The organism is Terriglobia bacterium, assembly GCA_020072815.1.
GTDB lineage: Bacteria > Acidobacteriota > Terriglobia > Terriglobales > Acidobacteriaceae > Angelobacter.
Genome location: JAIQGE010000001.1, coordinates 589,856 through 604,596 on the forward strand (window position 1 = coordinate 589,856; position 14,741 = coordinate 604,596).

Sequence of the window (14,741 nt, forward strand, 5' to 3'; positions counted from 1 at the left end):
CCAAATGAAGGGATTGTATTTTCGGTCCTCATTATTCTTATGAATTTCAGCAAACGCTCGTTGCTTAGTTCTCTAGTCCTGCTTCTCTCACTCTCCGCAGTCGCGCAGAAAACGCATCCGCAGGAAAAAGCCCCGGCCGGCAAGCCGTCCGTCACGTCACAACAGCCCGCGCAGCCGGGCGCTCCCGGAATGCCGGAAGCCGCCAAGAAGGTGGACCACGCAGCTTCGTACTACCACTACTCTCTGGCTCATATGTACGAAGAGATGATGGCCATGTACAGCCGGTCAGAGTACGCGACCAAGGCCATTGAAGAATACAAGCTGGCCATTGAGAACGATCCCTCTTCAGAGTTCTTGAACGCCGGGCTGGCCGAGTTGTACTCGCGCACGGGCCGCATCCGTGACGCCGTTCTGGAAGCCCAGGAAATCATCAAGCGCGACCCCAACAATCTGCATGCCCGCAAGCTGCTGGGCCGCATCTACCTTCGCTCCATGGGCGACGGACAAAACGGCGCGCCTTCGCCGGAACTCCTCAAACTCGCGGTTGAGCAGTATGAAGCCATCGCCCGCATCGAACCCAAGAACATTGACAATCATCTTCTTCTCGGGCACTTGTACTTTTTGAGCAAAGACCTGCCCAAGGCGGAAGTCCAGCTGAAAGCGGCGTTGGAAATTGATCCTGGTTCGGAAGAAGCGGTCGCCCGCCTGGCCTTTCTGTACAACGAGCAGGGCGACAACAAACACGCCTTGGAAACGCTGAACGCGGTCCCTGAAGCCCGCCGCACCAGCAAGATCTACGCCATGATGGGCTACACTTTTGAGCAGCAGAAGGACTACAAGTCTGCCATCGCTTCTTACCAGCACGCACTGATCCTGGACAAAGACAATCTGGACGCGCTGCGCGGTTTGGCCCAGAACCTGGCCAACGATAACCAGACCACGGCCGCGCTGGAACAGTACCGCATGCTGCAGGAAGCTGATCCCCAGGACCCGCAAGCTGCGCTGCGCGTGTCCGATCTTTACCGCCGCATGGGCAAGTTCGATCTGGCCCTGGAGAGCCTGAAGAAAGCCGAGGCGCTGCAGCAGGACTCGCTGGAAGTCGCGTACAGTGAAGCCAACATCCTGGAAGCCCAGGGCAAACTGGACGAAGCCGCGGCCGCCCTGCAAAAGCTGATCGCCCGCTCCACCGCGCCGACTGACCGTCACAATCTGGCGCTCTTCCTGGACCGCCTGGGGAACATCTATCGCCAGTCCGGCAAGTATCCGCTGGCGCAGGAAACCTACCGCCGCATCGTGGACATGGGCGGCGAAGAGTCCGCGCGCGGCTATTCCGGACTCATTGACAACTATCGCGACCAGAAACTCTGGGCGGACGCCACCCGAACCGCGCAAGAAGCGGTAAAGAAACTGCCCGAAGACAAGAACATGAAGCTGGCGCTGGCCCAGCAGCTTGCCGACGAGGGCAAAGCGGAAGAAAGCATCAATCTGGCCAAGGCCGTGGTGCAGAGCTTGCCTGACGACCGCGACGCACTGATCTCGCTCTCTCAGGTTTACGTGCGCCTCAAGCGCTTCCAGGAAGCCGAAGACATTCTGCTGGGAATGGACAAGCAGGCCACGCGTCCGGAAGAACGGCAGGGCATTCGCTTTATCCTGGGCGCAACCTACGAGCGGGAAAAGAAATTCGATCTGGCCGAACAGGAATTCCGCAAGGTCTTGCAGCAGGACCCCGGCAGCGCCGGTACGCTGAACTATCTCGGCTACATGATGGCCGATCACAACATGCATCTGGAAGAAGCGCTGGGCCTGATCAAACGGGCCGTGGAACTGGAGCCGGAGAACGGCGCTTATCTGGACTCGCTGGGCTGGGCCTACTTCAAGCTGAACAACTACGAACTCGCCGAACAGAACCTGCGCCGCGCCATGGAAAAAAATCCCAATGACGCCACCATGCATGATCACCTGGGCGAGTTGTATGCCAAGACCGGCAAGCTCAAGATGGCCGTCATGCACTGGGAGCGCGCACTGGCCGAATGGGGCCGCTCCGTCCCCGCTGACGTTGATCAACAGGATGTGGCGCGCGTCCAGAAAAAGCTGGAAAGCACCAAGACCAAGCTGGCCCAGCAGCAGCATTGATCTAAACCCTTAAACCAATTCTTCACGCTCGCGTGGGCGCGCAAAAACAAGCGGCCCCAGAACAACAAATCTGGGGCCGCTGGCAATAGCGGGCTCATCCGAGTATGTAATGCTCGCCACCGGCTCACGGCTGGCGGGTCGTTCAAACCGCGGCCGATGGCTTGCCCGCTACTTTCCCGCGCCAACCGCCCGGCGACGACTGCAAGCCGCCGTGCCGTCATGCGCGGAACTTAAACTCGCCTCAAGTAGCGGCTGGCTGAGCCCCATGAAAGATCAGCCAGCCACATCCTTGGGGGCTAGGGCTACCCCACCACATCCATCGGGCGCATCATTTCGTTGTCTTCATGCTCCAGGATATGGCAATGCCACACGAATTTGTATCTCTGCCCGGGGACCACGTGCGTTCCCGTAGGCAGGTCAAACTTCATGACGAGCTTGGTGACGTCGCCCGGAAAGGCCTTCACCACGTCTTTCGCAGCGAACTGCTCTTCAGGAGCCGGCGCCTGCGGCGGACCGGTGAATACGATTTGCCCAGTGTTGTCGTAAGTCGTTTGGTCGAACGGCTGGCGGCTGAGAATCCGGAACTGCACCAGGTGAATGTGTTTCGGGTGTCCGTCACCGGTGTCATTGATCATGTTCCAGATCTCGGTGGATCCGGCTTTCGGATCTTCCGTGACCGGATCGTCCCAGTTCTTGTTGTCCAGCAGGCCGATGATGGGGAAGCCGTCCGATGCGCGGTCCAACTCGGTCAGGACCACGTCGCGGGTGCGCGTGGCCGAATTCGGGTTGATGTCCATCGGGTCGGGATTCAACACGAACGGAATGGTTGACGTGTCGCGCGACGACAGCGGCTTGGAAACACGGAACATCATGATCTCCGTGGGCACCACTTCACCGCCGCCCGGGAACGGGGCTGGGCCGTCGTTCTTGAGAACAAAGAACTGTCCACCTTTGCCGGTGAAGTCAATGATCACGTCAAAGCGCTCAGCCGGGGCGTGCAACAGCGTGGTCAGGGAAACGGGAGCCGGCAAGAGACCGCCGTCCGTGCCGATTACGTTGAACTTCGGGCCCGCCATGCCGTGCGCAGTGCCGTGTGCGTCGGTCTTTACAATGCGCATGTTCAGGAAGCGCGCGTTGCTACCGTTGAGCATGCGGAAACGATAACGCCGCGGCTCCACGTCCAGTACCGGCCATGCCTTGCCGTTCACGCACATGGTGTCGCCGAAGAATTCGGGGATCCAGAACTGGTGCGTGCCGTCAAGGGCGACGGGATAGAGGAGAGTTCCATCCGGGTTGAACAAGCGGTCTTGCATGATCAGTGGAATTTCAAACTGGCCTTTGGGCAGATTGAGCGAGTCTTCCACCGCGTCGCGAATGATGTAAGCGCCGGCCAGTCCCATGATCATGTTCAATCGGGTGATGCCCAGGGTGTGATCGTGATACCAGAGCAGGGTAGATTGCTGGTCGTTGGGGTAAACGAAGGCGTCCGGGTTGAACAGGACTGGGCCAGTCACTCCGTCCGGTGAAATCCAAGCTTCGGGATAGCCGTCGCTCTCAGGAAGGATCTTGGCGCCGTGCAGGTGGACAACGTTGCGCACCTGCGGCTTGTCCGCTTCCGAACCGTGAAGTGTAAAATCCACCGGTAACGGATGCGTGGTCGGCAAAGCATCATTGTGATACTTGATCTTTACCGGCGTGCCCCGGCGTACTTCCATCGTCGGTCCAGGCCAGATGCCGTTGTAGCCCCAGATCGGCGTGGCGGGAAGATCGCGGTGGATTTTTTGCAAAGCAGGCAACATTCGAATGTGCGTCACGCCGGTTGCCGAAGGATGAATCACCGGCATGATCGGCAGTTGGTCAACAAACTGCGCAAGGGTGCCGGCAGCAGTTTTCAGCTGTCCCAGCGGATGGGAAACGTGACCATGGAAAGTCACTCCGCCGGGCACGGGGACCCGCGTGTTGGGAGTTTGGGCTGATGCAACTTTGGGCAGTACCAGACCTGCGCCCGCCATCGCCCCAAGTTTGAGGATATCGCGTCGACTCTTTTTCATGTTTGTGAGAGCTCCTGAGAGGGGACACTTCAGGCGCGACAAGGCATGGGCGGTTGTCCGCTTGTGGATGGATCCGTCGTCTGCTTTGTCAGCGCTCGGAGGTCGCGCTTGCTTGTCATTGACGGCCTAAGTGGTTCCGGAAGAGGCCGCTAACGCGAATACAAAGTAGCCGAAAAAACAGAGGTAAATCCATAAAATTAGAAAATTTAATGTTTCTTTGGTACCTAATATTGGCAGGTCTTGCCAAAGCTAATGCCAGCTGCAAGAAACAGTTACATTCTGAAGACAGCAATTGCCGACGCGCTTTAAGTTACTTCAGGACGTGCATATTCGTGACATCAATCTAATAAAGCCTGCGTTCTCAACGTTCTTAATAGTTACGAAGAGACCCGGATCTCGCCGGGACGCCAAGCAATATTTTGTTAAGTTATTTATTATCTTGCAGTTAACTCCATCTTCAAATTAATTACCGCCACCTCCGCACCGTTTTCTCCGAACTGGTCACTATTTCAGCAGAAGAAACATGAAAGGCGGCACGCCGGGATGGAGAGAGCCTTGACCGACAGACAGCCAAAACTGAGCGCACGATCCGGCATGTCGAGGAAGGCCATCCCCGAGCAGACCAGGGCTGGGACAGACAGGCGGACTGCGGAGGCGATCGCTTTGGGCGTGCAATTCATCCTGGCCCAGCAGCAAGAACATCGTTGGATGGAGTTGCAGGGGCGGAACGGAGTTCCCGATCGCTGGGTAACCGCTTACGTGTTGGCCCGCCTGGGAGATTTGCCGGCGAGCTGTTTCCGCTCGTCTCAGCAACAGCAGATTGTCTTGGCGCTGGAATGGATTCTGCAAGCGCGAAGCGAAGGCGTCTGGAGCAGCGCCGCTGGCGCACCCGCTGACGCGGAATCCACAGCGTGGGCCGTCATCTCTTTGCGCCAGCATGGTCGCACCGTGTCCCGCTCGGTCCTGGACTGGCTGCAGCGCTGCCGTTGCGCGGGTGGCGGGTTCGCCGTCCGTCCTAGAACAGAGCTGGAAAGTTCGGACGTGGAAGGCTGTGACTGCGCGACTCGTCCGGCAACCACCGCGCTGGCCGTCAAAGCGCTCGGGGACCTTGACTCCTCAACCGAAGACTATCTGGCTTCGCATTTGACCATGCCCGCCACGGCGCAGGCGGGCAACAGTTCTGACCGTTTTTATATCTGTTCGGAAATCCTGGATTGTGATGCGGCGCTGGCGCCGTGGTCGCGGCTGAATAGAGTTTGCCAGCTGACGGCGCTGGAGAACCCGGAAACTTCGTTCGATGTTGCTCTGCTGCTCCGCTGCTTGTCGCGGCTCCGCATGCGCAGGGCGCGGTCCGTTGCCGACAGCTTGCTTGCCCGGCAACGCCAGGACGGATCCTGGCCCGGCACTCCAGTTTTAGGACCGGCTTTGCACGGAGTCCGGTCCGCCCATCAAGCGGTAGTGGACCAGTCTGGTCTGCTGGCAACAGCGACGGCGGTTTCCGCACTGATGCTGGGTGAAGGCCAGCCTGGGCTGTTTTTCGGCTCGGATCTGCCACGTCCCCGGAGGCTGTTTTGAGCGATAGGTAGCTAAGAGTTGTGAGGTGATTTTGATAGGCGCACTGGCAGGAACGAAAGAATCGCGGCAGGGCCGGCAAAAGCTGCTCCAGCCAAAGGTTCCTTGTGTCTTGCCCAGCGGGCCGGAACGTAAACATGTACGCTCGAAGCGTGAAGTATACTGGTCGCCTACAAGTACAAGACCAGTGGAATTCTTCACCTTTGACGCGGACTACCTCCGGCGGCTTGAGGCCCAGGACCCGGCCACGGAAAATCACTTCGTCGCCTACTTTACGAGCAGATTATTGCGGCCGAAGTTTGGCAGTCGCGGAGTTCAGGCCGACCAGATTGGCGACTTGGTGCAGGAGACGCTGAAGCGTGCCATTGCGAACATTCGCGGGGGAACGGGGGTCCGTCATCCGGAGGCGCTCGGCGGCTTTGTCAGCAAGATCGGCGACAACGTCTATCACGAGTACCGGCGTGATGCCCTGCGGCATCTGCATGAGGATGTGGACGGGATCGAGATTCCCGCAAAGTATCTTGGACCGGAAGGGCTCTTGCTGCAAAAAGAAACCAAGACGGCAGTGCATGAAATGCTGGAAAAGCTTTCGCCTCGCGACCGGGGCATCCTGCGCGGGCTTTTTCTGGACGAGAAGGACAAAGACACGATCTGCGAAGAGTTCGGGGTGGACAGGGACTATTTACGCGGCCTGGTCCGCCGGGCCAAGCAGAAAGCGCGGAAGTACTTGGTTGATGGTAATGCAAAACCGGCGGATGACCACGACGATGAATAGATTGGAACGAGGATCTGTATGGAAACCAACGCAATGAACCATAATCACGCAATTAAAACGCAAGCATCTGTGCGCTATTTGCTGAAGGAAATGCGCGACGAAGAGTGCAGCGCTTTTGAGGAGCACTATATCGGCTGCCGGGAATGCTCTGATGAGGTGAAATTTGGCTTTGACGTCGCCGCTGCTATCCGCGAATCGGCCATGACCGCAGTCGTGCCCTTGCCGCGCCCTGGCTTGCTGGCCCGCATCATGGCCAGCTTCCGCCAGCCGGCCTTCGCCAGCGCGTTCGCCTTGCTGCTGCTCACCGGGAGCTGGAGCTCATATCAGAGAACTATGATCACGCAGCTGAAGGAACCCAAGCTCGAATTGCGTTCTACACTGGTAGGGAGTGTTCATGGAGCCGGCGATCCCAACCTGATACTTGCGCCGAAGAACAGCATCTTGAGCTTGGCAGTGAGATACCAGCCGAAAGGAGAGTATGTCTCCTACCAAGCGCGGATCAGTGCAGTCTCAGGCAAGGTGCGGTACGTGGTGCCTTTGCCAGCAAGCCAAACGGGCGATATGGTTACCATCGCAGTGCTGGCTGAATCGTTAGGCGAGGGCCGTTATTCTATGGTTGTTACCGGACGCACCAGTGACGGCGCCGTGAAAGAGGTAGGCGGGAGCGATTTCGAATTGCGGTTCATGAACTAACTGCACCTTACTCTGTCCCCTCCGCCGCATCCGCCCGCAACTTGTCTCCCCCAGGCGCTATCTCGTGCCACGATGAAGGTAGTACAATCGGTTTCATTCAGTTGGCTGAAGCAGTTGGCTGGCTTTAGCCTTGCACCATATCGGTGTCCCGATGGGTGTTCTTTATTGCCCCAGCTCATTGGAGAACAAACTATGACTTGCTCGCGCCACCATTCACAATATGTATACCATGCTTCGGCATTCGCTTTGGCCGCAGAATTTGAAAGGCCCAAGCAACATAGCCTGCCGCCGCAAGCTTCCACCGTCCTCGCCGGCCACGGAGGACACGGATCCAACAACCATCCTGGCTTGAAAGTAGATGGATTAGTTTCTTTCGAGAGAGCTTACTCTGAAGTAGGCGGAAGCTACGATGACTGCCACAATATTCATACCACTCACGCCTGGTCGGTCCTGGAAGGCGTAAATGTCGCGGACATGCTTACCGCGGACCGTGTGGTCTCCCGCATGGCGGTATATTGTCCAGCCGACGATAGCGGCGAGGCCAGCTTCGACATCACCGGCAGCTACTTTGAGAACCTGCGCATCGCCGGGCACCAGATCGATGTAGAATTGGACACAAAACTGTTTCACGATAACGATACTTACTCAAAACTTATCAAGTCGCACCAGGGCGGGAAGAAAGATCAATGGCTCTTGGGTAGCTGCCTGTGCGACGAGAGCCCTGCCGAGCGGAAGAGGATTGAAGACGAATACCATGCCCTGCGCGGCATGACCAAGATGGTGCAGGAATGGAAGAAACCTGGAAAGAGACCGGCCGACCTGGGGCGCTACAGGCTCTCCGCGGCCAACCATCTCGACCTGGCCGACCTCAACAAGACCACCGAGCTCGAAGGCTACGGGTCAATCATCTGCATCCCCAAGTTTGGCGTGATCCGACTGGCGGAGATGACCGTGACCCGTCATTCCCGTACTCTAACCATGTTTCGTGTGCAAATGTGCTCATCCGGCTACGGAGGCGGCACGGGACCTACCTCGTCAGGCAGCGGGCCCGGTTAAGCTGCGCGCTTTTTGTTATCGCCTGCCTGCTCATTACCGGCTGCAATAGGCGAGCCTCCCTGGAAAAGCAGGCCCTGGAGGCCCGCCAGCAGTTTCAGCGTGGCTATGACGATCAAGCGCATAAATCTGCGCAAGACGGTATAGCCCGGTCCGCCAAGTATCCTGAGCTCAACTGGGATTTCCGTATTCTGTTGGCCCATGTTCTTTTGCGCCACGATAAAGCCTACGACGTTCTTCAACTCCTGCATGCTGAACCAGTTTCCGCGATACCGCCGCAAGCAGTATGGCCCCGGACGCTGGCCCTCGGCTCGGCATACTGCACGCTGCGCAAAGATCCGGAAGCCGACCAGAGTTTCGTGGAAGCCGTGCGGCTTGCGGGCGCTGACCAGGCCATGCGAGCCGAACTGGCCATGTACCAGGGCCAGTGCCAACTTGCCAGGCGGCGGGAGGATGACGCCGAGAAACTCTTTCAGCAGACAATCCAGTCCAAGCATGCTAACGATTTCACCAGAGTGGAGGCCTTCTACTGGTTGGGGGTATGCGCGCTGCGCAAACACCAGAACGAGAAAGGTAAGGACTGGTTGGTACAGGCGCTGCAATCCAGCCGCGCCTTGCAAGCCGGCTATTTCGAAGAACGCGCTCTGGGAAGGCTTGGGTACGCCTATACGGAGTTGGGGCTCTTCGACAAAGCACTGGAGCAGTCCAAGGCCGCTGAAAAACTCGCCGTCACACTTCATCAGGTCGAAGACCAGGAAAAGTGGCAGCTGGATATTGGACGCGCCTACGAAAACATGGAGCAGTCGGGTATGGCGCGGGAGTACTACAAGAAAGCGCTCGAGGCAGCTCGGGCACTTGGCGACCAAAGTATCCAGGCAAAATGCTTGCACAATCTTGTGGGAATCGAACGAGGGTACGGAAACATCCAGCAGGCCGAGCAGTATCATCAGGAATCGAAAAAGCTCAAGCTCGAAGGCTTCGATCTCCGAGACTGGAATCTTGATGAGGCCTTCATCGCCTCCAAAAAACGCGATTCTCATGCCACCTCGCTTCTCCTTGCGCTGTTGCCCCAGGTCCGCGATAACCACCGGCTCGAATGGGCCGTTCAAGCTGAACTGGCCCGGATCTACGATCGCCAGGACCAGCCTGTTCAAGCCGACGAGTGGTTCCAGCGCAGCATCAAGAACATTGATATTGCAACCATGGGCGGCAACTGGCCAATCTTCAACGACTATGTCGCCTTTCTGGTGAGGCGAAATCATCCCGAAAGATCTCTGCAAGTCGCCCAACTCGCGCGCGCGCGCGCCTTGACGGAACAGCTCGGCGTAAAAGCGCACCGGGAAAATGCGCGTGCTTGGGTGGCACGGATACAAACCATGCTGCGGGCCGAAAAGGCCGTGGTCCTGGCTTATTACGAAGCCGAGAATGAGGCCTTTGTGTGGGCCATTACGCCAAATCATCTGGAGGTAAAGAGGCTGGCAACGGACCAGAATGAGCTGGAAACGTTGGCCGCATCGTACGCGAAGGAGATCAAAGACCAGGCCGGCCTGGATGCCAGCCCGGCACAAATGAAGCTCTACCAGATTCTGGTAAAGCCCGTTCGTGATTTCGTCCCGCCCGGGGCCCACGTGGTCCTGGTTGCGGACAGCGCCCTGTATCGGATGAACTTGGAGACTTTGATCTCCGATGATGGCCGCCCTCATTACTGGATTGACGATGTTGAAATCGAAAACGCCAGTTCGCTGGATTTGCTTCTGGCCGGTCAAGGCATACATCGCAAGGGACGCGGGCTCCTGCTGATCGGGGCGCCGGAGGAAGTTGATCCGCACTTTCCCAGGCCTCCCCATGCTGTGGAAGAGATGCGCAACATAGAGAAGCACTTCCCTGCCGCCGAGGTCAGAAGGCTTTCTGGAGGGGCGGCGGTTCCTGAAGCGTATCTGGATGGCCATCCGGGTCAATTCAAATACATTGACTTTGCCACCCACGGGACCGCCGATCCTTCTGAGCCTCTGGACTCAGCTCTCATCCTTTCCCGGGGCGCGCATGGCGCTCACCAGCTCCTGGCACGGGACATTGTGAAGGACAATCTCAAGTTGCAGGCTGATCTTGTCACCATCTCGTCTTGCTACGGCGCGGGAACAGACCTGGGAGCGTCAGAAGGCCTGCTGGGCTTGCAGCGCGCGTTTCTGCGCGCCGGAGCGCACCAGGTAATCGCCGCACTGTGGAACATTGACGACGAGTCCAACCCAAGTGTGATGGACCGTCTGTATGCTGGCTTGCACAGACACGAAACGGCTTCTCAAGCCCTGCGCGCCGCCAAACTCAAACTGGTCCACTCGGGTGATTACCACAGCGCCCCCTACTACTGGGCGCCTCTGCAGGTCTACACCGGCCGTTAGCTCAGGCTCAATCTCTTGCGATTTGCTTACTGCGCCTTGCGCGCGCCGCTTCTCTCCAGAGAAAATCCCCTTGGCGCGATTCCCGGCAGCGTTACCGGCAGTTTGCCGCGCGGCTGAAGCTCTCCAAACAACACTTTCACCGCGCTCAACTCTGCCCCGGAGATGCTGGAGTAGGTGCAAAGGTAAGTCTGGACGCCGCCCGCCCCCAGCACCACGTAGGGGTTGCCCATGGCCACCACCGCGGTTTTGGCGGCGGCCACGTCCAGCACCTGGCGCAACACGTCACCGGACGCCTGCTCCAGTCCCACGCTGTTGACGAGTTTGCCGTCCACCATCACCTGCTTGCCGGCGGACGGCGAAACATAGATCGCGACCACGACTTTGCCCGCTTCTTTCACTGCCTGCAGAATCTCCGGCGTTAGCACGGCGGCCAGATTGTTGTCCACATAGAAGACCGTGGCGTCGGCGCGGCGGGACTTCAAAGCGTTTTCAAACCCGCGTCCCCAGCCGCCGCGCACCGAGTCGCTGATCACGATGGTCACCACCTGCCGGTCCTGCTTGACTTGTGGGCGGTAGATTTCGCCTTCAGTCGGCGGCGCCTGCAACCGCGTCAGCGGAAGCACCTGGCCGTTGTCGCGGACCAGCGTCACGGCGTCGTCGGTCACCTGCTGCGCGAATTGCATGTCCTCCTGCCGGCTCACCAGGTACGGGACCTTGTTCAGATCCACGTAGCGCGCTTTGTGCAGACCGACCGAAGCCTTGGCTTCCAGGATTCGCAGCACGGATTCGTCAATGCGTGCCACTGAAATCTCGCCGCGACGGACGGCGTTGATGACGCCCTGAAACGCTCCGTCCAGATCGGTGGGAAGCAGCAGCATGTCGTTGCCGGCTTTCACCGAGTCCACCGCAGCCCGGCCCGCAGGATTGCCTTGTCCCGGAGGATACAGGCTGGTCAGCCCGCGCATTTCCAAAGCGTCGGTCACCACCAGGTTTTTGAAGCCAAGTTGTTTGCGCAACACTCCGTTGATCACCGCCGGAGAGATGGTGGCGACTTTGTTTGGGTCGGGCTCCAGGGCAGGCACCGTGACGTGAGCCACCATCACGGAATCCACGCCGGCGGCAATAGCTTTCCTGAAGGGCGGCAGCTCCACGCCGGCCATGTGCGCGGCGTCGCTGGGCACCAGAGCCACGCCCAGATGCGAATCCGTTGCGGTGTCTCCATGTCCGGGAAAGTGTTTGGCGGTGGTCAGCATCCCGTGGGCGCGCGCGCCGCGAATGAAGGCCGCCACCATGTCGCCCACCGCTATCGGGTCTTCCCCGAAAGAGCGTGTATTGATGATGGGATTGCTGGGGTTGCTGTTGACGTCCGCTACCGGGAAAAAATTCCAGTGAATGCCCACGGCGCGCGACTCTTCCGCGACAATCGCGCCGAACCGCTCAACGTAAGCGGGATTTCCCGCGGCGCCGAATGCCATGGCTTCAGGAAATTGCGGAACGGAAACCATGCGCTGCGCCAGACCACGCTCAAAATCGGCGGCGATGAGCAGCGGCCACTTGGACTCACGCTGCAGTTGGTTGGTCATCATTGCAGCTTCCAGCGGCGGGCTCTTGAGCAGCGTTGCTCCGTCCACGTGTACGGTAATGACTACGGACCCGATGTGGTATTTCTGCAGCTGATCGCGGAACTGCTTGTAGGCGTCGCTGTCAAAGTTTTCAAAGTCCATGAAGTAGCGGACGCTGAGCATTTGCCCTACTTTTTCCGGGAGCGACATTTTCCTCAGCGTCTGCTGCGCCCAGCGCCGGCCCTCTTTGTCCAGGGACACTGGCCCAGCTTTGGAGTAGCGTTCAGCGGCGTGCGAAGAAAGCAAGAGGGCAAACAGCGACAGTAGGATTCCCAGGCGCCTGATCATAAAGGCAAAGATAGCAGAAGCGCCGCAGGCTGGGGCAGAGACGCTCCTTTTGTAGCAATGCTCTATTTCGCCAGCGCCGCTTCCGCGACCTCAGCGTGGGCGCGCTCATAGCCCACGGCGGCGTAGTAAATCGCTCGGTCAAAGAACTGGTCGAGCAGTTGGAGCATTTCCAGTTCGCCGCACACTTCCGCCAGGTCGGCGGCAACAGGGCCGTGACGCAGGAATTCCCACAGGTTTTCTTTGGTAAGAACAATGGTCCAGTTGAGCTGGCTCAGGGGCACGCCTTGCGCGGCGCGTTGCCTGCCGATCTCCAAATAGCGTTGTCCGATGTCGCCCTCGCTGCGACTCAAAAGCCAGTCGCCCAGGTGGCTGTAGATTTCGCCGACCTTGGCTTTCAAATCCTCCGGGGGGACCTTGTGGTACTCCGGCAGCAGCGGGCACTCCTTGACTTTGGCGACCAGGCCGGCGGCCAACTCTTCTGAGTGCGATTCAATCGCGCGAACCAGTTTGTAGGTGAGTATCATGACGTCTACCTCCTCGCAGCAAAGAGCAAACACCAACCATGATTGTCCATGAGGTTGCTACTTGGAGGCGGTGACGGTTGTCACAGCGATGGCCAGACTGGGCCAAATGGCCATCATTGGAACAATCTAATGCAGGGGTTTGCGGCGGGCCCGGATGTAAGCGGCAGGCCGCCGCTGCTCAGGCCCGGCGCAGTTCTGGAACCTGAGAGCTTGAGGGTCCGACTTTGCGCTGCAAGCGCACCAATTCCAGCATGGCGGTGCAGCAGGCGTCCTCCTTGCTGGATGCCTCGTGCTGGACCAGCACTTCTGAAGATCCGTCAATCTTGACTACTACGTGCCACAGAGACTCCGGCGTGGCTGCCTGGGGGGCGATACTCGCGTGATATGGGTGACGCACAATCTTCATACTCACTACCTTTCTGGGCCAGCCGAAAAGGAGGGCGGGGCGAAACTTCCCGCCTATTCTAGCCACAACCAAGGTCTTGGAATGTGAAGTGAATGTTAAAAGCAGGTTAAAATAAGGGCCCAATTTAAAGTGCAACCAAGCGTGTAAGCGACTCTATCGCAAAGGTTTGAGCGGCCAGAATCGAAATGCCGCGCCCCTGTGGAGAAGACGCGGCATCTCAAGCTCATTCAGATTTTTTCAGGCTAGCCGAGAGCGTTGGAGATCAAGCGTGAGCGGCGACGGCCAGACTGCGGCCGCCCTGGATTACGATCAGCGGAGTTTTGACTTGGGCCCGTGTTCCGCGATCCACCCTCTGGCAGGCTGCGTTCATGCCCGGCTTGCTGCTGCGGACGGGACGCGTCCTAGCTTTGGACCGCTGAGCTTCCGGTCTGGTGTTGGCCGTTTTAGTGAAGCGTGCCCGGAACTGCTGCTTGGCGCGATGCAGCAACACTCGCAAGTAGCCCCGGCTGATCCCCAGTTCGCGGCAGACTTCATCGCGATCGCGCTCTTCCAGGTACACTGCGCGCAGCAACATTTCCTCGTCGTTCGGCATCTGCCGGAGCACCCCGCGAACCTGTTTTCGGACCTCAAAGGCGGTGTACATCGCTTCCGGACTGCCGACCGGATCGGACAGCTGAGGCGGCATGTCGTCCAGCGGCTCAAAGCGGTCACTACGGTACGATTCGTAGAGAACATTGCGGCAAACCGAAGCTACAAACGCCCCAAAGCATTCCGGGCGCCGTATTCCCTGGTCAGAGTGGACCGCCGCCAGGACGCGGGCAAAGGTTTCCTGGCGAATGTCGTTGATCCGTTCCGTGGAAGCGGCACGACGCCGCAGGCTGCCCGTCATGAAATGGCTGAAGTACCAGGCAAAGTGGGCCTCGACCTCACTGTCCCGGGCCCCAAGTTTGCTGATGTAGCTGGCATCAAATTGGTGGAGCGGTAGACACTGCGCTGTGGACATACTGATCCGTCTCCTTACTTCTCTGGTAAGCGCCCTGACGCTGACCCGGCGAGAAAGACTTGTCGCCTGCCATATCTAACGCCGGGGAGACGAAATCCCCTAAAAAATATCTGGCGCGGACAATGTTTCTGGTGGGTCGGGTGAACTGACCTGGAAGGTTTCACGGTGTACTTTGGGGTGACCCGGCCGGCCATGCCTGGAACACACTGCCGTCACCGCCAA

Annotated in this window: 10 protein-coding genes; 5 read left to right on the forward strand and 5 right to left on the reverse strand. The window is 58.6% G+C overall.

Translation table 11 applies throughout. The features are described from left to right. The first annotated feature begins 39 nt into the window (after nucleotides 1–39). The gene (locus tag LAO20_02555; GenBank protein ID MBZ5530289.1) at nucleotides 40–2,133 is read left to right on the forward strand and encodes a tetratricopeptide repeat protein; all 2,094 of its coding nucleotides are present in this window, start codon (nucleotides 40–42) and stop codon (nucleotides 2,131–2,133) included. Nucleotides 2,134–2,435: 302 nt separating this feature from the next. Here the strand turns inward: LAO20_02555 and LAO20_02560 are convergent, their stop codons facing one another. Next, complete coding sequence (locus LAO20_02560) at nucleotides 2,436–3,977, reverse strand: multicopper oxidase domain-containing protein (GenBank protein ID MBZ5530290.1); 1,542 nt, start codon at nucleotides 3,975–3,977, stop codon at nucleotides 2,436–2,438. A 762-nt stretch (nucleotides 3,978–4,739) separates the two neighbouring features. Here LAO20_02560 and LAO20_02565 point away from each other — a divergent pair. From LAO20_02565 to LAO20_02580, 4 genes are all read left to right on the forward strand, one after another. Beyond that, on the forward strand, nucleotides 4,740–5,759 hold the full coding sequence (locus LAO20_02565; GenBank protein ID MBZ5530291.1) for a hypothetical protein: 1,020 nt from the start codon (nucleotides 4,740–4,742) through the stop codon (nucleotides 5,757–5,759). A gap of 184 nt (nucleotides 5,760–5,943) precedes the next feature. Continuing rightward, nucleotides 5,944–6,531: a sigma-70 family RNA polymerase sigma factor gene (locus tag LAO20_02570; protein ID MBZ5530292.1), complete on the forward strand. Its 588-nt coding sequence runs from the start codon at nucleotides 5,944–5,946 to the stop codon at nucleotides 6,529–6,531. Nucleotides 6,532–6,549: 18 nt separating this feature from the next. Beyond that, nucleotides 6,550–7,224 carry a hypothetical protein gene (locus LAO20_02575; GenBank protein ID MBZ5530293.1) on the forward strand — a complete coding sequence of 225 codons (675 nt, stop codon included), beginning with the start codon at nucleotides 6,550–6,552 and terminating at the stop codon, nucleotides 7,222–7,224. Nucleotides 7,225–8,012: 788 nt separating this feature from the next. Continuing rightward, entirely contained in the window at nucleotides 8,013–10,676 is a 2,664-nt protein-coding gene (locus tag LAO20_02580) for a CHAT domain-containing protein (protein MBZ5530294.1), read from the forward strand. A 26-nt stretch (nucleotides 10,677–10,702) separates the two neighbouring features. Here LAO20_02580 and LAO20_02585 read toward each other — a convergent pair whose 3' ends face one another. The 4 genes from LAO20_02585 to LAO20_02600 form a co-directional block, all read right to left on the reverse strand. Next, nucleotides 10,703–12,586, reverse strand: a complete 1,884-nt coding sequence (locus LAO20_02585; protein MBZ5530295.1) for a glycoside hydrolase family 3 protein — start codon at nucleotides 12,584–12,586, stop codon at nucleotides 10,703–10,705. A gap of 62 nt (nucleotides 12,587–12,648) precedes the next feature. After that, nucleotides 12,649–13,110: a hypothetical protein gene (locus LAO20_02590; protein ID MBZ5530296.1), complete on the reverse strand. Its 462-nt coding sequence runs from the start codon at nucleotides 13,108–13,110 to the stop codon at nucleotides 12,649–12,651. A 178-nt stretch (nucleotides 13,111–13,288) separates the two neighbouring features. Beyond that, entirely contained in the window at nucleotides 13,289–13,516 is a 228-nt protein-coding gene (locus LAO20_02595; GenBank protein ID MBZ5530297.1) for a hypothetical protein, read from the reverse strand. Nucleotides 13,517–13,778: 262 nt separating this feature from the next. Further along, a complete protein-coding gene (locus LAO20_02600) occupies nucleotides 13,779–14,519 on the reverse strand; it encodes a sigma-70 family RNA polymerase sigma factor (GenBank protein MBZ5530298.1) in 741 nt (246 codons plus the stop codon). Nucleotides 14,520–14,741: the final 222 nt, after the last annotated feature.